At 67.7% G+C, this 20,296-nt stretch carries 20 protein-coding genes; 6 read left to right on the forward strand and 14 right to left on the reverse strand.

Going from position 1 to position 20,296, the window contains the following annotated elements; translation table 11 throughout:
• Positions 1–218: 218 nt before the first annotated feature.
• Entirely contained in the window at positions 219–2,966 is a 2,748-nt protein-coding gene (gene dnaB / locus H4W80_RS35135) for a replicative DNA helicase (protein WP_192789003.1), read from the reverse strand.
• Positions 2,967–3,249: 283 nt separating this feature from the next.
• Between dnaB and H4W80_RS35140 the strand changes: the two genes are divergently transcribed.
• Together H4W80_RS35140 and H4W80_RS35145 are read left to right on the forward strand one after the other, a co-directional pair.
• Positions 3,250–4,551 (forward strand): MATE family efflux transporter, encoded by a 1,302-nt coding sequence (locus H4W80_RS35140; RefSeq protein ID WP_192789004.1) that lies wholly within the window; start codon positions 3,250–3,252, stop codon positions 4,549–4,551.
• Positions 4,552–4,676: 125 nt separating this feature from the next.
• Positions 4,677–6,152 carry an APC family permease gene (locus H4W80_RS35145; protein ID WP_225963832.1) on the forward strand — a complete coding sequence of 492 codons (1,476 nt, stop codon included), beginning with the start codon at positions 4,677–4,679 and terminating at the stop codon, positions 6,150–6,152.
• A gap of 51 nt (positions 6,153–6,203) precedes the next feature.
• Here H4W80_RS35145 and H4W80_RS35150 read toward each other — a convergent pair whose 3' ends face one another.
• Entirely contained in the window at positions 6,204–6,518 is a 315-nt protein-coding gene (locus H4W80_RS35150) for a hypothetical protein (protein ID WP_192789005.1), read from the reverse strand.
• A gap of 328 nt (positions 6,519–6,846) precedes the next feature.
• Between H4W80_RS35150 and H4W80_RS35155 the strand changes: the two genes are divergently transcribed.
• Entirely contained in the window at positions 6,847–7,731 is an 885-nt protein-coding gene (locus tag H4W80_RS35155; RefSeq protein ID WP_192789006.1) for an IS5 family transposase, read from the forward strand.
• A gap of 44 nt (positions 7,732–7,775) precedes the next feature.
• Here H4W80_RS35155 and H4W80_RS35160 read toward each other — a convergent pair whose 3' ends face one another.
• The 7 genes from H4W80_RS35160 to rpsF all read right to left on the reverse strand — a co-directional run bounded on the left by H4W80_RS35160 (position 7,776) and on the right by rpsF (position 12,328).
• The gene (locus tag H4W80_RS35160) at positions 7,776–8,540 is read right to left on the reverse strand and encodes an amino acid ABC transporter ATP-binding protein (protein ID WP_192789007.1); all 765 of its coding nucleotides are present in this window, start codon (positions 8,538–8,540) and stop codon (positions 7,776–7,778) included.
• Positions 8,537–9,466, reverse strand: a complete 930-nt coding sequence (locus H4W80_RS35165) for an amino acid ABC transporter permease (RefSeq protein WP_192789008.1) — start codon at positions 9,464–9,466, stop codon at positions 8,537–8,539. The genes H4W80_RS35160 and H4W80_RS35165 overlap by 4 nt, the downstream gene beginning before the upstream one ends.
• Positions 9,463–10,320, reverse strand: coding sequence for an ABC transporter substrate-binding protein (locus tag H4W80_RS35170; RefSeq protein WP_192789009.1), 858 nt, complete (start codon positions 10,318–10,320; stop codon positions 9,463–9,465). The genes H4W80_RS35165 and H4W80_RS35170 overlap by 4 nt, the downstream gene beginning before the upstream one ends.
• Positions 10,321–10,632: 312 nt before the next feature.
• Positions 10,633–11,079: a 50S ribosomal protein L9 gene (gene rplI, locus H4W80_RS35175; RefSeq protein WP_185069541.1), complete on the reverse strand. Its 447-nt coding sequence runs from the start codon at positions 11,077–11,079 to the stop codon at positions 10,633–10,635.
• Between the two features lie 14 nt (positions 11,080–11,093).
• A complete protein-coding gene (gene rpsR, locus H4W80_RS35180; protein ID WP_020543048.1) occupies positions 11,094–11,330 on the reverse strand; it encodes a 30S ribosomal protein S18 in 237 nt (78 codons plus the stop codon).
• A gap of 63 nt (positions 11,331–11,393) precedes the next feature.
• Positions 11,394–11,960, reverse strand: a complete 567-nt coding sequence (locus H4W80_RS35185) for a single-stranded DNA-binding protein (protein WP_192789010.1) — start codon at positions 11,958–11,960, stop codon at positions 11,394–11,396.
• A gap of 77 nt (positions 11,961–12,037) precedes the next feature.
• Positions 12,038–12,328 (reverse strand): 30S ribosomal protein S6, encoded by a 291-nt coding sequence (rpsF, locus tag H4W80_RS35190; protein WP_026214314.1) that lies wholly within the window; start codon positions 12,326–12,328, stop codon positions 12,038–12,040.
• 189 nt (positions 12,329–12,517) lie between these two features.
• Between rpsF and H4W80_RS35195 the strand changes: the two genes are divergently transcribed.
• The gene (locus H4W80_RS35195) at positions 12,518–12,832 is read left to right on the forward strand and encodes a hypothetical protein (RefSeq protein WP_225963833.1); all 315 of its coding nucleotides are present in this window, start codon (positions 12,518–12,520) and stop codon (positions 12,830–12,832) included.
• Positions 12,833–12,900: 68 nt separating this feature from the next.
• On the opposite strand, the gene H4W80_RS35200 is transcribed toward H4W80_RS35195, so the two are convergent.
• On the reverse strand, positions 12,901–13,080 hold the full coding sequence (locus tag H4W80_RS35200; RefSeq protein ID WP_192789011.1) for a hypothetical protein: 180 nt from the start codon (positions 13,078–13,080) through the stop codon (positions 12,901–12,903).
• A gap of 108 nt (positions 13,081–13,188) precedes the next feature.
• Between H4W80_RS35200 and H4W80_RS35205 the strand changes: the two genes are divergently transcribed.
• Complete coding sequence (locus H4W80_RS35205; protein WP_192789012.1) at positions 13,189–13,932, forward strand: deoxyribonuclease IV; 744 nt, start codon at positions 13,189–13,191, stop codon at positions 13,930–13,932.
• Between the two features lie 63 nt (positions 13,933–13,995).
• On the opposite strand, the gene H4W80_RS35210 is transcribed toward H4W80_RS35205, so the two are convergent.
• The 4 genes from H4W80_RS35210 to H4W80_RS35225 all read right to left on the reverse strand — a co-directional run bounded on the left by H4W80_RS35210 (position 13,996) and on the right by H4W80_RS35225 (position 19,566).
• On the reverse strand, positions 13,996–15,072 hold the full coding sequence (locus H4W80_RS35210) for a mannosyltransferase family protein (RefSeq protein ID WP_192789013.1): 1,077 nt from the start codon (positions 15,070–15,072) through the stop codon (positions 13,996–13,998).
• Positions 15,069–16,391, reverse strand: coding sequence for a glycosyltransferase family 87 protein (locus H4W80_RS35215; RefSeq protein WP_192789014.1), 1,323 nt, complete (start codon positions 16,389–16,391; stop codon positions 15,069–15,071). The genes H4W80_RS35210 and H4W80_RS35215 overlap by 4 nt, the downstream gene beginning before the upstream one ends.
• Positions 16,388–18,775, reverse strand: coding sequence for a transglycosylase domain-containing protein (locus H4W80_RS35220; RefSeq protein ID WP_192789015.1), 2,388 nt, complete (start codon positions 18,773–18,775; stop codon positions 16,388–16,390). Before H4W80_RS35220 ends, H4W80_RS35215 begins: the two co-directional genes overlap by 4 nt.
• 404 nt (positions 18,776–19,179) lie before the next feature.
• Positions 19,180–19,566 (reverse strand): DUF5318 family protein, encoded by a 387-nt coding sequence (locus H4W80_RS35225; RefSeq protein ID WP_192789016.1) that lies wholly within the window; start codon positions 19,564–19,566, stop codon positions 19,180–19,182.
• A gap of 134 nt (positions 19,567–19,700) precedes the next feature.
• Here H4W80_RS35225 and H4W80_RS35230 point away from each other — a divergent pair, with 134 nt between their 5' ends.
• On the forward strand, positions 19,701–20,291 hold the full coding sequence (locus H4W80_RS35230) for a PadR family transcriptional regulator (protein ID WP_185069549.1): 591 nt from the start codon (positions 19,701–19,703) through the stop codon (positions 20,289–20,291).
• The last annotated feature ends 5 nt before the right edge of the window (positions 20,292–20,296 follow it).

The following is a 20,296-nucleotide window of genomic DNA, read 5'->3' on the forward strand; positions in this document are numbered from 1 at the left end:
CGGGCCGCCCCGGCGGCCCTGGCTCATCATCTCCCGGCAATGACCCCACATCGTGGGGTCATTGCCGGCAAAGCACCATGCGGCTACGGTACGCGAGCAATGCATCTCAGGATGTGAGGGTTAAGCCGAAAGCCATTGATGCCGCTGGCAAACTCTCGATCCCAGTCACTTGTGCGATTCAGGTGTCATCGCGAATGAGAAAATGACACTAAATAATACTAGTGGGCAGCCATGTCAACAAAGCGAGAATAATGCCCTTGGAAGGCAACAGTGACGGTGGCAGTTGGACCATTTCGATGCTTGGCAACTATAAGGTCCGCCTCACCCGCTCTGGGCGACTCACGCTCGTAAGCATCCTCACGATGGAGCAAAATGACCATGTCCGCATCTTGCTCAATACTTCCGGACTCGCGCAGGTCGCTCACCGCGGGGCGCTTGTCCGTGCGCTGCTCCGGGCCACGGTTGAGCTGGGAGATCGCGATGACCGGCACCTCCAGCTCCTTGGCCAGCAGCTTGATCGCACGGGAGATCTCCGAGACCTCGTTCTGGCGGCTCTCGGTCTTCTTCGGCGAGCTCATCAGCTGGAGGTAGTCGATGACCACGAACCGCAGGTCGTTACGCTGCTTGAGCCGCCGGCACTTGGCCCGGATCTCCATCATCGACATGTTGGGCGAGTCGTCGATGAACAGCGGCGCCTCCGCCACCTCGCTCATCCGCCGGGCCAGGCGCGTCCAGTCGTCGTCGCCCATCATGCCCGAGCGCATGGCGTGCAGGGCGACCCGGGCCTCGGCGGACAGCAGACGCATGGTGATCTCGTTGCGCGACATTTCCAGCGAGAAGATGACCGTGGTCATCCCATGCTTGATAGCCGCTGAACGAGCGAAGTCCAGACCTAGCGTGCTGTTGTGCGTGGGAATGCACGTCTTGCCCGCCAGGTACATGTGGTCGGCGTTGTCCACTTCCACGCATCGGACGGGCTGGGAATCGGTGGGACGCACATCGACGATGTAGCGCACGCGCGTAACCGGGTTCGCGACCTTGACCTGCCTTTCCGCCTTGCGAGCCAGACGAAACACAGGATCGGACGGAGTGAAGTTGATCATGTAGCAGGTCGAAGATTCCTCCGTCCTGCCCTTCACGGGCTTGGTGCGCATCGTCGCCTTGTAGCCGAGGCTCAGGATGAGCTCATGCACATCGTGCGCGAGCCGCCGGTTGGTCACCGCGAACTGGACCTGCCCACGGCTGTTGACGTATCCGTCGGTGTCCAGTAGTCCTGCAAGGAGATCACGCCGCTGCCGCTCCGAGGCACGCAGGTAACTCGACGGAATTCGCTTGTCGTTGAGCACAGCGAGCGTACGCAGAACTGCTTGGACGCTGCCATGCTCGCGATGGCAGGCCTCGCAGCGGACGCGAGCTCCCGTCGGGGCTCCGCAGTCAGAGCACATCAACGGGGAGACCGTTGTCGGCTCGGGCAAAGTCAGCTGATGGGTCAGCGAGGATCCCACCCGCCGCACCAGCACCCCTTCAGCCTCGACGTTGGCGACGATCTCCGCGTCCGTGGTGCTGAAGCGTGCGCATCCCGTGTGGCCGTCACCCAACCAGACCCCCAGGACGTATGGGGCCAGCGGCAGCTCTTGCTCATCGAGGACGAACGGTGCGGACACGGCGACCGCGTGGTTGGGTCGCCCGTCGGCGCCGGCGCAGCGGAGCGAGGCGGCGATCTCCTCAGTGGTGACCACATCCTGGTGCCGCGCCGTCGTGGCTGCGTTCTTGGGTCTGCCGACCCGTTCGTGAAGATGGCCGAAGAGCGTTGCCGCAGGATACGCCGGGGCAGGCCGGCCGTTGCTGGGGCCGCTCGGCCCTCCCACTCCAAGGGGCGTCTTCTCGATGGCAGGGATGTCCTTCAACACCGTGTGGAGGACATGGCGGAACTCTCTTCCCACGATTTCGACGGCCTGCCTATGGGTGACGGGCCTGTCTGGGTCAGCCTGCGCCGCCTCGTACGCTTCCCGCACTCGCCGGATGGCCTCTGCAGGCCAATAGAAGGACTGTCCGGCATGCCGTGCCTTCCTGGCTGCGCGTGTGCTGGTGCGCCACTGGTGCTGAGCGTCCGCGACGATCACCGTGCCGTCGCTGAACTCCACCTCGTAGCACGGCCTGTCGTACATCACCTCAGTCGCCGCGAGCACCCGGGTCGGCCTGCCGTCCGCCCCCATCAATTGATCGCCGACCTGGACCTCGCCCATCGTCGTCCATCCGGTCGGCGTCGGCAGTGGCGTGTCCAGCGCCAGCGCCTTGCCGATGGCGGGCCGAGCGGCCACGACGATCATCTGGCCCGGGTGGAGGCCGTTGGTGAGCTGGTCGAGGTCCTGGAAGCCGGTCGGCACGCCGACCATCTGGCCGCCGCGGCTGCCGATGGCCTCCAGCTCGTCGAGGGCGCCGGGCATGATGTCGGCCAGGGGCGCGTAGTCCTCCGAGGTGCGGCGCTCGGTGACCTTGTAGATCTCCGCCTGGGCGCGGTCGACGAGGTCGTCGACCTCTTCGTTCTGGCCGCCGTAGCCGAAGGAGACGATGCGGGTGCCAGCCTCGATGAGGCGGCGCAGGATGGCCTGCTCCCTGACGATCTTGGCGTAGTAGCCGGCGTTGGCCGCGGTGGGGACGACGGCCGTGAGGGTGTGGAGGTAGGCGGCGCCGCCCACCCTGGCCATCTCGCCGCGCTTCTGCAGCTCGTCGAAGACGGTGACCGCGTCGGCGGGCTCGCCCCTTCCGTAGAGGTCGGTGACGACGTCGTAGACCATCTGGTGGGCGGGCCGGTAGAAGTCGTCGGAGCGCAGGATCTCGACGACGTCGGCGATGGCGTCCTTGGACAGCAGCATGCCGCCCAGGACCGACTGCTCCGCCTCGATGTTGTGCGGCGGGGTGCGCTCGAACCCAGGGCCTGCGCCCGTCTCGTCGTCAATGCTCACCGCGCCCCCTCGAACACTTGCAGGCGGTCGCACCACCCCCACTTGTAGCCGACCGGTCTGACAGTTTCTCGGAGTCGGGAGCCGACGGCAACGTGACCTGTGGACAACCCTGTGGCCAAGCTGTGCACTACCGTGCCCAGGGTGTGAAAGGCCTGTGGACAGCAGTTGTGGATAACTCTCTCGGATATCCACCGAACCGCCTCTGAGCTGGGCAAACGATATCCACCGGCTGTGGAGAAAAGAAAGTTTCGCCGACACGCCGTGTAATGGCCATAATGGACAAATGCCCATTACCCCCCGGGATCGGGAGATACTCCGGCTTGCCGTTCCGGCGGTCGGCGCGCTGGTGGCCGAGCCGCTCTTCCTCCTCGCCGACTACGCCATCGTGGGCCACGGGCTGGGCACCACGGCGGTCGGCGCGCTGGGGGTGGCCGGCACGGTCCTCGCGACCCTGGTGAACCTGTGCGTCTTCCTCGCGTACGGCACCACGGCCTCCGTGGCGCGGCAGACGGGCGCCGGGAACCACGCGCGGGCCATGCGCAGCGGGGTGGACGGGATCTGGCTGGCCCTGGCCATCGGCGCGCTCCTGATCGCCGTGTGCTGGCCGCTGGCCCCTGCCGTCGTGGAGCTGTTCGGGGCGGCCGAGGGACAGGGCGAGCAGGCCGTGACGTACCTGCGGATCAGCCTGCTCGGCGCGCCCGGCATGCTGGTCGTGCTGGCCGGGACGGGGGTGCTGCGCGGCCTGCAGGACACCGTCACGCCGCTGGTCGTCGCCATCGGCTCGTTCGTGCTGAACGCGGTCCTGAACGCCTGGTTCGTGCTGGGGCTGGGGTGGGGCATCGCCGGGTCGGCCTGGGGCACGGTGATCGCGCAGACGCTGGGCGCGGCCGTCTACCTCGCCGTGGTGGCGCGGGGCGCGCGGCGGCTGGGGACGCCGCTCACGCCCGGCCTGGCGGGGGTCAAGGAGGCGGGCACGGCCGGGTTCGCGCTGCTCGTGCGCACCCTCTGCCTGCGGGTGGTGCTGCTCGCGGCCACCGTGATCGCCACCAGGATGGGCGAGGCTGAGCTGGCCGCGTACGCCATCGCCACCCAGGTGTGGACGCTGCTCGCGTTCGCGCTGGACGCCATCGCGATCGCCGGGCAGGCCATCACGGGACGCTCGCTGGGCGCGGGGGACGTCGCCTCCACCAGGGCCGCGACTAGGCGGATGGTGCAGTGGGGCATCTGGTCGGGCGTGCTGCTCGGCCTGCTGGTCGTGGCCGCCAGGCCGCTGCTGCCCGGGCTGTTCGACACGGACCCGCGGGTCACCGACCTGCTGCTGGCGCTGATGTGGCCGGTGGCGGCGTTCCAGCCGGTGTGCGGGGTCGTGTTCGTGCTCGACGGCGTGCTGATCGGCGCGGGCGACCAGCGCTACCTGGCGTGGGCGGGGGTGTGGACGACGCTGGCCTACCTCCCCGCCGCCCTCCTCGCCTCCGGCTTCGGGGTGGTCGCGCTGTGGTGCGCGCTCGGGGTGTGGATGATCGCCCGCCTGGTCAGCCTCGTACGCCGGGCCGCCGGCACCGCCTGGCTGGTGACCGGGGCGTAGGCACTCTAACTATGGGCGCAGGCCCCGCTACCTGCAGTGATCTGCGGAAACACTGTGACCGTCCTGTGCTTGCCGTTGTCCGAGTGGTGAGACATTGTGGGCGCGTTCCCTGAGCGGGGTGTTGCTTGTCCACGATTCTGCGGCGACTGCCGCCCTCCGAGGCGACCGGATTGCGCACGGGCGCCCGCCACAGCCTGGCCGAGCTCTACCGCCCGGCCGATCTGGTGGTGCTCGGACTCGGTGTGATCATCGGCGCCGGCATCTTCTCCATCGCCGGGCAGCAGGCGGCCACCACGGCGGGCCCCGGCGTCATCCTGTCCTTCATGATCGCGGGCATCGCCTGCCTGCTCGCCTGCCTGTGCTACGCCGAGCTGTCGTCCACGATGCCGACCTCGGGCAGCGCCTACACCTTCACGTACGTCATCTTCGGCGAGGTCTGGGCGTGGATCATCGGCTGGGCGCTGATCCTGGAGCTGCAGTTCGCCGCCGCCGTGGTGGCCAGGGCGTGGGCCGCGATCACGGTCGGGGCGATCTCCAACTTCGGCGTACGCGTGCCGCACCAGGAGCTCGTCGGCGACGTGCTCGTGTTCGTGATCCTGGTGCTGCTCACCGGCGTGGTGGCGGTCAGCGCGCGGATCGGGCTGCGGGCGCTGTGGGTCATGGTGGCGGCCAAGCTGCTGGCCATCGGGGCGGTCATCGTCGTGGGCCTGCCCCACATCGACGTGCGGAACTTCGGCGAGTTCCACGTGCCGTCCAAGATCCTGCCGAAGCCGCCCACGAACGTGCTGGAGATCCTGGTCGGGCAGAGCCACGCGTTCGGCTGGTTCGGGATCTTCGCGGCGGCCTCGGCCATCGCGTTCGCGTACATCGGGTTCGACATCGTGGCCACCTCCGCCGAGGAGACCGTGAACGCGCCCGCCGCCGTGCCCAAGGGCATGATCCGCAGCCTGATCATCGCCACCGTGCTCTACATCGCGGTGGCCCTGGTCATGGTGGGCATGGTCCCGTACACGAAGATCTCCGAGGACGCGCCGCTGACCGGGGCGTTCCGGGCGGTCGGCGTGGACTGGATGGTGCACGTCATCGACGTGGGCGCGGTGCTCGGGCTGACGACGGTGATCCTGGTGCTGATCGTGGGGCAGACGCGGGTGCTGTTCTCGATGGCCCGTGACGGGCTGATCCCGCGCGGTCTCGCGACGGTCAGCCGGAAATATCACACTCCGACCCGGGTGACGCTGGTGATCGGGTTCGTGGCGATCGTGCTGGCCGAGTTCGTACCGGTGCTCACGATGCAGGAGCTCGTGGTGATCGGGACGCTGTTCGCGTTCGCGTTCGTGGCGGCCGGGGTGATCGTGATGCGGCGGCGCATGCCGTACCTGGAGCGGGGGTTCAGGGTGCCGCTCTCGCCGCTGCTGCCCGGGCTGTCGCTGGTGACCACGCTCTGGCTGATGGTGAACCTGCAACTGCTCACCTGGGCGTGGTTCGCCCTGTGGATGGCCTTCGGCCTGCTGGTCTACCTCCTGTACGGCCGCCGCCACAGCCTGCTGGCCCGCCCGCGCACCCCGCTCGAGCCGGTACGCGGCGGCCGCCACCGCCGCTAGGCCGTGTTTTGAAAATGCGGCGCAGAGCGTATGCGGAGGCCTCTCGCTGTCTTAGGCGCCGGGTTTCTCCAGCAAGTGATCGATTCTGAGCCGCAGTTCGTTCAGGTCGTGTTGGAGAGCGTCGTACCAGGCCGGGGTGTCGCGTTGAGCGGAGGTGATGTGCTGGTTCGTCTGTCGGCGAAGGCCTTCGATCTCGATGCCCATGGCCGCCAGGTCTTGAGTGATCTCGGCTCGGGCATCGGTCACCTCGGCCGTCACCAGGGCGACGGCGATCGCGATGGCTGTGATGACCGGGCCGGGACATGGTTGAGCTTCGAGTGCTTGCATACGCAGCTTCAAGCCGAGGATCTCCGCCTCTACGTTCACGTACCCCTGCCTTGTGCCGTCGTGGGACGGGCCCGGCCTGTGGATGACCGGGTTTCCGCTGTTGGTGAGCACATCGTGGCAGGTGGTTCACGCTCAGATAACCGGCGCAGGCGGTCGCGGTGTGGTTTTCTGCACCGCCGCCCGGGTGCCGCCGTTAGGACGTCCGATCACGCCCCATCCGGCATGTCTTGTGCGGGGGAGGAAAGCCATCCCAGTCACCTGGCTGGTGCGGCGTGTCGAAGATCGACAAATAGATGAGGTCTCCGGTAGTTGGTTCAACGACCAAGAAGAACGAAACACCGGAGACCTCGTGGCCAGCGTAGCGGCAATGAGGCGGCACGACCTCACCGACGCACAGTGGGCGGCACTGGAGCCGCACCTGCCTGCGCGTCCGGCCAGGGGGCGTCCGCCGAAGTGGAGCAGACGGCAGTTGATCGACGGGATCCGGTGGCGGATCCGGACCGGGGCGCCGTGGCGGGACGTGCCCGCCTGCTATGGCCACTGGTTCACCGTCTATGGCCTGTTCCGGCGCTGGCAGCGGGCGGGGATCTGGGCTCGGATCCTGGCGGCCTTGCAGGCGTGCGCCGACGCCGCCGGGAAGATCGGCTGGACGGTGAGCGTGGACTCCACCATCGTCCGGGCTCACCAGCACGCGGCCGGCGCACGCCGGGACGGTCATGCGCAGAAGGAGCCGCCCGGTGGGATGTGGGCCGAGCCGGCTGATCATGCGCTGGGGCGCTCGCGTGGCGGGCTGACCACCAAGACTCATCTGGCGTGTGAGCAAGGGCGCAAGCTGATGGCTGCGGTGGTGACCGCGGGGCAGCGGGGCGACAGTCCGCAGTTCACGGTGGTGCTGGGCCGAATCCGGGTGGCTCGGCTCGGCGGCGGCCGGCCGCGGACTCGCCCGGACTGGGTGATGGCCGACAAGGCCTACACCAGCAAGGCCAACCGGGGTTACCTGCGTCGGCGGGGCATCCGGGCGTGCATTCCAAGCAAGGCTGATCAGGACGCGCACCGGCGGGCCAAGGGGTCGAAGGGAGGCCGCCCGCCCGCTTTCGACCCCGCGCAATACCGGCTGCGCCACGCTGTGGAATGCGGCATCAGCCTGCTCAAAAACAATCGCGGCATGGCCACCCGCTATGACAAGCTCGCCGTCCGCTACGAAGCCGTCGTCACCATCGCTGCGATCAACGTGTGGCTCAGAGCCTTATGAAACACGGCCTAGAACCGGCCCGCTCCGCGTTCAAGTCGGCGCCGCTAGAGTCGGCCTGACTCCAGGACGCTGCGCAGGAACTCCCTCGTGCGGGGGTTCTCCGGCTCGGTGAAGATCTGCTCGGCGGGGCCCTTCTCCAGGAGCACGCCGCCGTCAAGGAAGCACACCGTGTCCGAAATATCGCGACAAAAGCTCATCTCGTGAGTCGTGAGGATCATCGTCATGCCCGACTCCTTGAGCTCCTTGATGACCCCCAGCACCTCCAGCACCAGCTCGGGATCGAGCGCCGAGGTGACCTCGTCCAGCAGCATCAGCCTGGGCTGCGTGGCCAGCGCCCTGATGATGGCCACCCGCTGCTGCTGACCGCCCGAGAGCTGGTCGGGGTACGCCCGCGCCTTGTCCGCCAGCCCGAACCTGGCCAGCAGGCCGTGCGCCTGCTCCTCGGCCTCCCCCTTGGCCACCTTGTGCACCTGGCGGGGCGCCAGCGTGACGTTGTCCAGGACGGTCATGTGCGGGAACAGGTTGAACGCCTGGAACACGATGCCCAGCCGCTTGCGCACGTCGTCCACGTTCACGCGCGGGTCCGTGATGTCCTCGCCGTCGAGGAGGATCACGCCGTCGTCCACGGTCTCCAGCAGGTTGACGCAGCGCAGGAGCGTGGACTTGCCCGAGCCGGAGGCCCCGATGAGGCTCACCACCTCGTGCGGGCGCACCTCGAGGTCGATGCCGCGCAGCACGCTGTGGCCGCGGAAGTTCTTCCACACCCCGTCAATGGTGAGCAGGTTGTGTCCCATTGGTTGCTCGCTCATGCGCCACGCCTCCTGCGCGTGCGGGCCGCCAGGTGGTCGGTGAACCTGGCCAGGGGGATGGTGAGCAGGATGAACAGCAGGGCCGCCACCAGGTAGGCCGTGTAGTTGAAGGTGCTGGCCACGTGGATCTGCGCCTGCCTGAGCGCCTCCAGCGGCCCGATGGTCGCCACGAGCGCGGTGTCCTTCTGCAGCGATACGAAGTCGTTGAGCAGCGGCGGCACGACCCTGCGGGTGGCCTGCGGCAGTACCACGAACCGCATGGTCTTGATGTGGCCCAGCCCCAGCGAGCGGGCCGCCGCGACCTGGCTCGGGTGGATGGACTCGATGCCCGAGCGGAACACCTCGGCCACGTACGCGCCGTACGAGAGCGTCAGCGCGATGACGCCCAGCGTCACCAGGTCGGTCGGAATGCCCTGAAGCTGGAGCGCGGGCAGCCCGAACCCGATCAGGTAGATCACCAGGATCGTCGGCACGCCGCGGAAGACGTCGGTGTAGAGCGTGGCCAGCGCCCGGATCGGGAAGAACGCGGGCTTCTTGATCCCCCTGGCCAGCGCCACCAGCAGCCCGACGACCAGGATCAGCGGCTCGGCGATCAGGAAGATCTTGATGTTGAGCAGGAAGCCCCTCAGCACGTCGGGCAGCGCCTTGACGAACTCGTCGAGGTTGAAGAACTTGTCCTGCACCCGCGGCCAGCCGGGTGAGTTCGTGACGATCGAGACGACCAGCACGATGAAGACGATCGTCGAGACCGTCGCGATCGAGGCGGAGCGGCGGGCGTGTGACCGGCGCACCCGCTCCCGCTCGACCTGCCGCTCCGACTTGACCCACTCACCGACCCCGCCGTTCCGGGGCCCGCCGAACTCGCCCACCGCCGTCTGGCCAGGTTCGCCCGCTGCGGACTTGCCGGGTTCGTCGAACTCGCTCATCGCAGCTCTGGGGCGCCCGCCGCCGAGCCGAGCCACTGCTGCTCGATCTTGGCCAGCTCGCCCTTCGACTTCAGCGCCTCAACGGCCTTGTCGACGCACGGCTTGAGCGCGCTGCCCTTCTCCATGACCAGCCCGAACTCCTCGGGCGTGCCGCCCGTCGAGCTGAACTGCCCCACGATCTTGGACTTCTCGACCTGCGCGGCCGTCACGTAGAACGCCGTCGGCAGGTCCACGACCAGCGCGTCCACCTGCTTGTTCTTCAGCGCGTTGACGGCGTCGATCTGCTCGTTGTAGACGTTGGGGTCGTCGGCGGGCTTGATGACGTTCTTGACCGCTTCGAGCGAGGTCGTGCCCACCTGTACGCCGATCTTCGCGTTCTGCAGCTCGGCCAGGCTCTTCGCCCCGGCGAACTTGCTCCCGTCGATCGCCACGATGGCCTGCTTGACGGTGTAGTAGCCCTTGCTGAAGTCGACCGCCTTGGCGCGGTCGGGCGTGATGGACACCTGGTTGACGTCGAAGTCGAACTGCTTGACCCCAGGGGCGAACGCCGAGTCGAACTTGATGGTGCTCCACTGCACCTCGGTGCGGTCGAAGCCGAGCTCTCCCGCCACGGCGAAGGCCACCGCGCTCTCGAAGCCCTGCCCGTTGCTCGGGTCGTCGTCCTTGAACCAGGGCTCATAGGCGGGCTTGTCGGTGCCGATGGTCAGCTTGCCCGCGTTGACCAGCTTGAGCTGGTCCTTGGTGCACGCGGTGGACGCGGACGCGATCGGGCTGGCCGAGCTCGACGTGTTGTCGACCGGCGCGCAGCCGACGAGCGCCACGGCCAGCGCGAGCAGCATGAGGGGACGGGCCATGGCCATGCCTCCAGGGGGAACACGCGAAAGAACGAACGCATTCTACGCTGACCGAATAGGAAATTACGCCCGGCGGTACCCCTGACCATGGAGTTGGCCTAGCTGGGCTCGCGTTGCGGCGACCCGCCGGTGAAGGGTCAGCGAGCGTTTCCTGGAGGGCCCCCAGGCAAGCACGGCGGGTGGCCTGCCCGTGCGCAGCCGTACATTCACAAAAGCCCTCAACCCGAGCCGGCCGTGCGGTGTGGGGCTTTTCACAGGGGCCACAAAAACGGGAAAGCCCCCTCCGGGCGGAGGGGGCTTCCACAGCAGGGCTCAGCCCGCGACGACCTCGACGTCCACCGAGGCCGAAACCTCCGGGTGGAGCTTGATGGTGACGCGGTGCGAGCCGACGCTCTTGATCGGGTTGACGATCTCGATGCGGCGGCGGTCGACGATCGGGCCGCCGGCGGCCTTGACCGCGTCGGCGATGTCGCCCGTCGTGATCGAGCCGAACAGGCGGCCCGACTCGCCGGCGCGCGTGGTCAGGCGGACGCGCAGCGCGCCGATCTGACCGGCGACCTCCTTGGCGGTGCCGAGGTCGCGGATCTCGCGAGCGTCGCGAGCCTTCCTGATCGTCTCGATCTGCTTCTCGGCGCCCCGCGTCCAGCGCATGGCGTAGCCGCGCGGGATGAGGTAGTTACGGCCGTAGCCGTCCTTGACCTCGACGACGTCGCCAGGGGTGCCGAGGCCGGAAACCTCGTTGGTGAGGATGAGCTTCATATCGACAGGCCTCCTTAGCGCGCGGTGCTCGTGTAAGGCAGCAGGGCCACCTCACGCGCGTTCTTGATCGCGGTCGCCACGTCGCGCTGGTGCTGGGTGCAGTTGCCCGTCACCCGGCGGGCACGGATCTTGCCGCGGTCGGAGATGAACTTCCGCAGCAGCGCCGTGTCCTTGTAGTCGACGTAGGAGATCTTGTCGTGGCAGAACAGGCAAACCTTCTTCTTCGGCTTGCGCAGTGCCGGCTTAGCCATCGTGGTGCTCCTTTCAGAGCCCCGCCTTCCGGGCGGGAATGGACTCGGGCTTGTGGACAGGTTTTAGAAAGGCGGTTCGTCGCTGAAGTCGCCGCCGCCGCCGAAGCCGCCGCCGCCCTGCTGGCCGCCGCCGCCTCCGAAGCCGCCACCACCGCCGCCGCCGCCGTAACCGCCGCCACCCTGGGGCGGGGCGGGCGAGGCGGAGGCCCACGGGTCGTCGGCGGGGCCGCCGAAGCCGCCGCCACCACCGCCGCCGCCCTGCCGGGAGGTGCGGTTGACCTTGGCGGTCGCGTTACGCAGGGACGGGCCGACCTCGTCGACCTCGACCTCGTAAACGGTGCGCTTCTCGCCTTCCTTGGTCTCGTAGGACCGCTGCTTGAGCCGCCCCTGCACGATGACCCGCATGCCGCGCTGCAGGCTCTCGGCGGCGTTCTCCGCCGCCTGTCGCCACACGTTGCAGGTCAGGAAGAGGCTTTCGCCATCCTTCCACTCGTTGGTCTGACGATCCATGAACCGCGGAGTGGACGCGATGCGGAATCGAGCCACCGCTTGCCCCGTCGGGGTGAAGCGCAGCTCCGGGTCGTCGACCAGGTTGCCGACGATGGTGATTACGGTGTCGCCTGCTGCCATGGCTTGCGCTCGCCTTCCTGCACGCCTTCGCTTGGATTACGGCTCAGAGTACGGGGCTTCCCCGACAAAAACCGGGGTTAGTGCACGTCGGGACGGAGGACCTTGGTGCGCAGAATGCCCTCGTTGAGGTTCATCTGCCGGTCGAGCTCCTTGACCGTCGCGGGCTCCGCGGACAGGTCGATGACGGCGTAGATGCCTTCGGACTTCTTGTCGATGTCGTAGGCGAGACGGCGACGGCCCCAGACGTCGACCTTCTCCACGGTGCCGCCGTCGTTGCGGACCACGGTGAGGAACTGGTCGAGGGACGGCGCGACAGTGCGCTCATCGAGCGAAGGGTCCAGGATGACCATTACTTCGTAACGACGCATGCGGACTCCAACCTCCTCTGGACTCTTGCGGTCACGACACTCTGCCGTGACAGGAGGACGCTGACGTCTGTGCCCGGATGCCCCTTTCGGCACCCCGGGGCGATGGTTCAGCCATCACAACGCAGCTTGCCCAGGTTACCAGCCGCGGGAAGGTGGGAAGGCCTTTAGGAAACCTAGGGGGTGGTGGCCGTGCCACATGTGCTTCAGCCCTCCCAGCGGGAGCGGTTCAGGCTCACACTCAACAGCGACGGGCATGCGCATCCGGTGGAGAACGCCCTGGCGGTGGCGGCGCTCGTTTGCGGTCTCGTCGCCTTCGTCTCCACATTCTGGGTCGCCGCGCACGCGGTCTCCTCGTGGGCCGGACTGCTGGGCTTCGGGGTCGGGCTGTATTCCCAGTACATCTCGGCGACCACGCCGCAGCGGGCGCTCAACATCGTCGGCATCGTGGCGTCGTTCGTGGGGGCCGCGCTGGGCATCGCCCACGGCGGTTTTCTCCCTCACTAAGACTCGCTGAGGCTCGTTCGAGCCGATGTGGAACGGCCCCGTCGCCCGGGGCCGTTCCGGCATGCCGCTCATCCGCCGATGTGCAGGTCTATACCGAGCAGGACCAGGAACCAGAGGAAGACCGCGAGCAGCGCTTCCGCGAGGTCTCTGAGCAGTCCGGGGGTGATGTAGTGGTAGACCCAGCCCACGTAGAGCCCGATCACGACGTAGACCAATAAGATCAGCGCTCGCAAGCGCCAGCGTGCCATGTCGTTTCTCCTCATTTAGGGGGCGCATGGCGACTTCCCGAGCAGGCGCCCGGCAAACCGATCGGTCCCCCGGCTGCGGCCCTGCTCCCCGGCGTAAGCTCGGGAGCTATGGTGCGCATCGGAGCTCATGTCGATCAGGACGATCCCGCCGCCCACGCCGAGGCGGTGGGGGCCGAGGTGGTGCAGTTCTTCCTCGGCGACCCGCAGGGTTACGACAAGCCGGTGCTGCCCGCCAAACCGGTCGAGGGCGTCGACATCTACATTCACGCCCCCTACCTGGTCAACGTCGCCACCACGAACAACCGCATCAGGATCCCCAGCCGCAAGCTGCTGGAGCAGCACCTCAAGGCCGCCGCCGGGCTCGGCGCCAAGGGCCTGATCGTGCACGGCGGCCACGTCAACAAGAACGACGACCCGCAGGCCGGCTTCGACAACTGGCGCAAGGTGTTCGAGCGCATGGAGTGCCCCATCCCCGTGCTGATCGAGAACACCGCGGGCGGCGGCAACGCGATGGCGCGCAAGCTCGAGCGCATCGCCCGGCTGTGGGAGGCGCTCGACGGGTTCGACGTGGGCTTCTGCCTCGACACCTGCCACGCCCACGCGGGCGGCGAGGAGCTGGTCGACCTGGTCGAGCGGGTCAAGGCCATCACCGGCCGGATCGACCTCGTCCACTGCAACGACTCGCGTGACGACTTCGACTCCGGCGCCGACCGCCACGCCAACCTGGGCAAGGGGAAGATCGACCCGGAGCTGATCCTGGCGGTCTGCCGCGCGGCCGACGCGCCGATCGTGGTGGAGACGCCCGGCGACGGTCAGGCGGACGACATCGCGTTCCTGCGCAAGAACCTCTAGGAAATACACACAGCCTGTGGATAACTTCCCTGGATTACCAAGACGAAGAAGTGGGTAGAAAGATCAGCCCGCCCACGCGCCACTCAGGAAGCGTTCCGCGTTGAGCAGCATGAGCGGCCCGAAGATCAGGGCGTACACGACCATCACCCACGGCCTCCTGGTCGCGACCTTCGCGACCAGGATCCACAGCGGGAACCACAGCAGCAGCGAGCGCGGGATCGACAGGTAGTACGCCGAGGTCATCAGCGCCGCCGCCTGCAGCCCCGTGTAGACGAGCTCGCTCCACCGGCGCAGCGTGAGGAGCCAGATCAGCACCGCCACCGCCAGGACCGCCCCCGCGATCTCCATCCGGAAGGCCACCGCGTTGTCGTCGGAACCCATGGCCGAGTGCCAGGTCGACTTCCACGCCTCCCACGGCCAGGCGAAGTCCCGCCCCCACCCGGCCTCCTGCGCGTGCTTCCACGCCAGCCAGTCACCCGACCTGCTGTAGTGGTAGTACGAGTACGTCACCAGCGGCACGAACGGCACGACCAGCCACCCCGCCTGCCGGATGCGCTCCCGGACGGGCTCGCGCCGGGTGAGGAACTCCACCACGAGCGCGACCGCGAGAAAAAGCCCCGTGATCCGCACGCACGAGGCGCACGCGGCGAGCGAGGCCGCCACGGACCATTGCCCCTGCCTGGCGGCCAGCCAGGCCGGGATCGCGAAGGCCAGGAAGAGGGACTCGCTGTAGCCCGCCGCCAGGAACACCGCCATCGGGTAGAGCAGCAGCGCCAGCACCGCCATCCAGCCGGAGGCGCCTTCCAGCTCGGCCAGCCGGGCCAGCGCCACCATGGCCACCGCCCCGGCGACGAGCGAGATGAGCAGCCCGGCCGCCGCCCAGTCCGGCACGACGAGGTGCACCGCCCGCAGCAGCACCGGAAAGCCGGGGAAGAACGCGGGCAGCCCGTCGTCCACATGCTTGCCGGGCTCGCCGTTGTAGCCGTACTGGGCGATGGTGATGAACAGCCCGGCATCCCACTTGCGCCACTTGTCGGCGTACGCGCCGAGGGCCGTCCCCAGCAGCGTCACCACCAGCAGTCCCGCCCGCGAGCCTAACCAGAGCAGCAGCGCGTCCCGGCCGGCCGAGCGAGTGATCATCGAACGGCTGGTGTCAGAGTGAACCGGTCACGAGCGTCGTCGAAGACGCCGCCACCCTGGTCGTCGACGTCGCCCTGGCGCACGACGTCCTTGTCGGGACGGAGGATGTCCCGCACGACGAACGCCATCATGATCCCGATCGTGATGACCCGCCCCCAGACGGCGGTGAAGTACGTGTCGTCACCGATGCCCAGGTCGTTCCTGCTGAACGGCGACTGCGCGACCAGGTAGAGCCAGATGGCGATGAAGTACCAGATCTCGGCGAGCTGCCACAGCACCAGCGGCTTCCAGTTGGGCCTGGCCAGCACGGCGAACGGCACGAGCCAGAGCACGAACTGCGGCGACCACACCTTGTTCGTCATCATGAACGCGGCCAGCGCCAGGAAGCAGATCTGCGCCAGCCTGGGCCGCCGCGGCGCGGCCAGCGCGAGCACGGCGATGCCCAGGCACAGGATGGCAAGGGACGCCATGCCCAGCTTGCTGACGTCGCCGTCCCCCAGGACGGGGATCCCCTTGTTCTGGAAGAACAGCCACGGCGAGCCCCAGTCGACCCCGCGTTCCTGGGAGAAGACGTAGAACCTGCGCCATCCCTCCCACGCGAAGATCATGAACGGCGCGTTGACCACGATCCACGCGCCGGCCGTGGCGCCCAGGGTGACCAGGAACGGCCGCCATCGCGCGGTGCGCAACGTGAGCAGGAACAGCGCCCCCAGGAACATCAGCGGATAGAACTTGGTCGCGATGGCCAGCCCCAGCAGCACCCCGGCCAGCACCTGACGCTGCCGCGCCCAGGCCAGCAGCATGCCCATCGACAGCGCGCCGGCGACCAGGTCCCAGTTGATGTACGCGGCCAGCACGACGGCGGGCGAGATGGCGTACCAGAGCGCGTCCCACCGCCGGGTGGGCCCGGCCACCGCGGCCATCAGCAGGACGCCGACGACCAGGCAGATGCCGAGCAGGATGACCGTCAGGTCGTAGAACCTGACCGCCTGCGCGCCCACGTCGGCTCCGACCGCCCTGGCGAACCAGCTGATGACCTGCATGACCTCGCCCAGCACGACCGGGTACTCGACCTGCTTGTCGAACGGCACGGCGGCGAAGTAGGGGTCCTGGGTCGACAGCGCCCTGTCGAAGTACAGGGGGTAGATGTCGGTGTAGCAGAAGTTGGTGTACGTCGTGACCTGGTCGTTCCAGCCGCCGGTGCGGCAGGGCAGGCGCACGACGTAGGCGAGGGTCGCCCCCAGGGCCGCGAACAGCCCCAGGGGGAGGTACGGAACGGCACGCGCCACGAAGGGGACGCGTACCTCCGTGCTGGTCACCGGTCCTCAGGTCTGGACATCGGCGACCATCCCGAGGGTCTCGCCTCGGGCACCCGGCCGCCGCCGACCCCGTCGCCATCGGCGGTCTGCGGGATGCCCTGGTCACCGCCGTCGTCGACGTTGTCGCCCCCGTCGTCGATGGTGACGTTGTCGTCGGGGTTGGCGTTGTCGTCACACGGGTTGACGAGGCAGTCCTGGTTGCCCTGGTCGTCGAAGGGGTTGTCCCCGCTGTCGAACGGGTTGTCGGGGGTCTTCGACGGCTTGGGCGTCGGGCTCGGCACGATGTTCTCGGCCAATCCCACATCGGCCTTCTCCGGGAACTGCTCGATCGGCAGGCCCTCGTGAGCGGCCAGCATGAACCTCTGCCACGTGAGCGTGGGCGCGTCGGCGCCCTCGAAGCCCAGGCCCACCTCGTACGGCCTGCTGTAGGGGTTGTCGGCGTTGTACTTCGTGCTCTTCTTGCTGCCGCGCGGCGTCACCGGGCAGGTGCGGTTCGCGTTGGGCGTGACGACCTTGCCCGTCTTCGTCTTGCACTGCTCGCGGTAGAAGCCGACCGCGGCGGAGATCTGCGGCGTGTAGCCGACGAACCAGGCGCCGTTCTCGTCGTTGTTCGTGCCGGTCTTGCCGGCGGCCGGCCGGTTGCCCAGGCCCTTGCCCCGCGCGGTGCCGCTCCGCAGCACCGCCTCCATGGCGACCGTGGCGTCGGCGGCGACCCCGGGGTCGATGACCCGCTTGGAGGCGAGCTGCTCGCCGTAGACGACCTGCTTGCCCAGCCTGACTTCCTGCACCACGTGGTACTTGGTGTACTTGCCGGCGTTGGCGAAGATGGAGTAGCCGGCGGCCTGCTCGACCGGTGTCACGAGGGCGCTGCCGATGGCGAACTGGTAGTGGTGCTGTTTGACGTCGTCTTCCATGCGCTGCTGGTCGAACCCGGCCGCCTCGACGAGGTTCTTCACGTCGTCAATCTTGTTGGGCAGCGCGAACGCCATCGACACGTACGCCGTGTTGACCGAATCGGCAGTGGCCTTGATCACATCGACGGCCGGGCCGACGTTGTGGCTGTTCTTGAATCCGCCCCGCGCCTGGCCCGGCAGCTCCTTCGGCACCGTCTCGTTGCCCGGCACGTAGCTCTTCAGCGAGTAGCCGGCCTGCAGCCAGGCCGCCAGCACGTACGGCTTGAACGCGGACGCGGCCTGCTTCTTGGCGTCAAAGGGCTCGTTGAACTGGTCCGTGACGTAGTTGCTGCCACCGTAGAACGCCAGAACTCGGCCGTTCTTCGGGTTCACCGCGGCCAGGCCCGCGTGGTACTCCTTGCTCATGCTGTCCGTCGTGCTCTTCACGGCGGTCTCCGCGGCCTTCATGAGCTTCTTGTCGAAGGTGGAGACGATGTGGTAGCCGCCGCTCCTGACCTCGTCGGGGGTGAGGCGGCGCCGCTCCTTCAGCTCCTGGAGGACCTGCGTCACCATGTAGCCCCTGAGACCGCCGAGCTCGTTGCTGTCGCTGTCCTTGCGGAGCTTGGGGAACTTGGCGGTCTGCGGCAGCTTGCCGTACTTGTCCGGCCACTGCTCGGCCATGTACTGGATCACGGTCTTCCAGCGGGCCTTGAGCTCAGGAGCATCGGGCTCCCAGTTGGGCTGCTGGATGCGCGCGGCGAGGTAGGCGCCCTGCTCGGGCGTCAGCTTGGCGGCGTGGGCGTCCTTGTCGAAATACGCCTGCGCGGCGGCCTCGACGCCGTAGGCCTTGCCGAAGTTGACGGTGTTCAGGTAGGTCTTCAGGATCTCGTCCTTGGACAAGGTCTCGTCGAGCTTGACCGCGACGAAGATCTCCATGACCTTGCGCTTGATGGACACTTCCTGGCTGAGGCCGTCGTAGTAGTTGCGGGCCATCTGCTGGGTGATCGTCGAGGCGCCCTGCAGCTGCTGGCCGGTCGCCGTCATCCAGACCGAGCGGAACATGCCGGAGATCGAGATGCCGGAGTCCTCGTAGAACGTCTTGTTCTCGATGGCCACCGCGGCGTCCCTGACGCTCGGGGACATCTTGGAGATGTCATCGAGGATCACGCGCTTCGTGCCGAGCCGGGCGATCTCGGTCTTGCCGTCCCGGTAGTAGATGGTGCTCTGCTGCGCGAGCGCGTCCGACTTCGCCTGGTCGGCGGTCGGCACCGGCGTGTTGGCGTACGCGACCATGACCATGCCGAAGAGGCCGGCCGCGAGCACCACGAAGCCGGCCACGACGATCTTCCAGCTGGGCACGAACCTGCGCCAGCCGCCCTTGCCGTCGCCGCCCTTCTTCGTCGGCGGCCCGGGAGGCTCGGGCGGCCCGCCGTCGCCCTTCCTGCGCGAGCGCCGCGGCGCGTCGCTGACGATCGTCTCCTGGTTGCTCATCGACCGCGCCTCCTGCCGGGCGCGCGTGCGCGGCCCCGGCTGGTCACCGCGCGTAAGCGGCCCGTCGCCACGCATGGGAGGGCCGTCGCCGCGCGTGGGCGGTCCGTCGCCACGCATAGGGGGGCCCTCACCGCGCCTGGGAGGCTCGTCGTACGGCTGCGCGGCCATGGCGCCGGTCTGCTCGTAAGCGGCTTCCGGACGACGCTCCGGCTGCGGCGCGCCGCCCCAGCCGGACTCACCGGTTTGCGGAGGAGAACCCTGGGGCACAGAACGGGATGAGCCGGAGCGACGGCGCCTTCCTGGGCGGGCCGTCCCCTCATTCATGCTGTTACTCACACGTCCTCGCATCGTCGTCGGAAACATAAACGGCGGTTGGGCGTGAGGTTTCTCGCCGCCCTCGGTCTTCACAGTTGGCTGACGAGGTCAGGCGGTCCGTTTCCGAGGACGTATGAAACCGTCAGGTGGTTCCAAGAACAACCTTGGCAGACCTCGACAACGTACACGCGGAACTCATCGTAATCATGAGCCATTGCGACGAGTTCCGATGTGACCTTTGCCTGTCCGGCATGCCTACCGAGCGAATCGCCGTAGACGTAGGTCACATTGGTGACGTTCTCCCTTTCGCAAACCGGGCAGAGGCGTTCGGTCGGCTCGCCGAAGTGGCGTGCCGCGCGAAGGAGGTAGGGCTGTGCGTCACACACGTCGCCCCGCGAGGTGCGCCCCATGCGCAGGGAGCGGACCACCGCCCGTTTCGCAAGGCCGTAATCCACCACCCTTCGCTGTGACCACATGGGCGCCAGACTACGGCGTTTTGCGACTCCATCCCAACGACTTGCCAGATTCACAGATTGCCGCCATATAGCGACCCGACGTATCCTGGGGATGTATCGGCTCGATACATCGACGCGAGAGGGGGCGGGTTCCGATGGGCGGCGGACAGGGCAGGGTCTTGGAACTGGCCGTGCTCGGGTCGCTGCACGAGACGCCACTGCACGGCTATGAGCTGCGCAAACGGCTCAACGCCCTGCTGGGGATGTTCCGTGCGTTCTCCTACGGGTCGCTGTACCCCTGTCTGCGATCGCTCCTGGCCCAGGGCCTCATCGCGGAGGAGCAACCCGCTCCCACCACGATCGTCGGCGGCAGATCGAAGATCGTTTACAAGCTGACGGCCGAGGGCAAGGAACGGCTGCAGGACATGCTGACGCAGGCCGGCCCCTCCGCTTGGGAGGACGAGAGCTTCGGCGTGCACTTCGCGTTCTTCCGCCACACCGAGGCGGAAGTGCGGCTGCGCATTCTCGAAGGCCGCCGTAGCCGGCTGGAGGAGCGACTCGACGCGGTGCGCACGGCTCTGGCGCGCACCAGGGAGCGCCTCGACAGTTACACGCTCGAGCTGCAGCGGCATGGGCTCGAGTCGGTCGAGCGCGAGGTGCGCTGGCTCAACGAGCTGATCGCGACAGAGCGTCGGGCCTCGTCGGAAGAGGGGCCCGCAAGAGATACCACGTCAACTGATGAGTAAGGGAG

It is taken from the genome of Nonomuraea angiospora, assembly GCF_014873145.1.
Lineage (GTDB): Bacteria > Actinomycetota > Actinomycetes > Streptosporangiales > Streptosporangiaceae > Nonomuraea > Nonomuraea angiospora.

What these genes read in the sequence shown, in the direction of transcription:
- H4W80_RS35140 (WP_192789004.1), top strand. Translation starts at nt 3,250, where the DNA reads ATGCCCATTACCCCCCGGGATCGGGAGATACTCCGGCTTGCCGTTCCG.
- H4W80_RS35155 (WP_192789006.1), top strand. Translation starts at nt 6,847, where the DNA reads ATGAGGCGGCACGACCTCACCGACGCACAGTGGGCGGCACTGGAGCCG.
- H4W80_RS35160 (WP_192789007.1), bottom strand. Translation starts at nt 8,540, where the DNA reads ATGAGCGAGCAACCAATGGGACACAACCTGCTCACCATTGACGGGGTG.
- H4W80_RS35165 (WP_192789008.1), bottom strand. Translation starts at nt 9,466, where the DNA reads ATGAGCGAGTTCGACGAACCCGGCAAGTCCGCAGCGGGCGAACCTGGC.
- H4W80_RS35170 (WP_192789009.1), bottom strand. Translation starts at nt 10,320, where the DNA reads ATGGCCCGTCCCCTCATGCTGCTCGCGCTGGCCGTGGCGCTCGTCGGC.
- rplI (WP_185069541.1), bottom strand. Translation starts at nt 11,079, where the DNA reads ATGAAGCTCATCCTCACCAACGAGGTTTCCGGCCTCGGCACCCCTGGC.
- rpsR (WP_020543048.1), bottom strand. Translation starts at nt 11,330, where the DNA reads ATGGCTAAGCCGGCACTGCGCAAGCCGAAGAAGAAGGTTTGCCTGTTC.
- H4W80_RS35185 (WP_192789010.1), bottom strand. Translation starts at nt 11,960, where the DNA reads ATGGCAGCAGGCGACACCGTAATCACCATCGTCGGCAACCTGGTCGAC.
- rpsF (WP_026214314.1), bottom strand. Translation starts at nt 12,328, where the DNA reads ATGCGTCGTTACGAAGTAATGGTCATCCTGGACCCTTCGCTCGATGAG.
- H4W80_RS35200 (WP_192789011.1), bottom strand. Translation starts at nt 13,080, where the DNA reads ATGGCACGCTGGCGCTTGCGAGCGCTGATCTTATTGGTCTACGTCGTG.
- H4W80_RS35205 (WP_192789012.1), top strand. Translation starts at nt 13,189, where the DNA reads ATGGTGCGCATCGGAGCTCATGTCGATCAGGACGATCCCGCCGCCCAC.
- H4W80_RS35210 (WP_192789013.1), bottom strand. Translation starts at nt 15,072, where the DNA reads ATGATCACTCGCTCGGCCGGCCGGGACGCGCTGCTGCTCTGGTTAGGC.
- H4W80_RS35220 (WP_192789015.1), bottom strand. Translation starts at nt 18,775, where the DNA reads ATGAGCAACCAGGAGACGATCGTCAGCGACGCGCCGCGGCGCTCGCGC.
- H4W80_RS35225 (WP_192789016.1), bottom strand. Translation starts at nt 19,566, where the DNA reads ATGTGGTCACAGCGAAGGGTGGTGGATTACGGCCTTGCGAAACGGGCG.
- H4W80_RS35230 (WP_185069549.1), top strand. Translation starts at nt 19,701, where the DNA reads ATGGGCGGCGGACAGGGCAGGGTCTTGGAACTGGCCGTGCTCGGGTCG.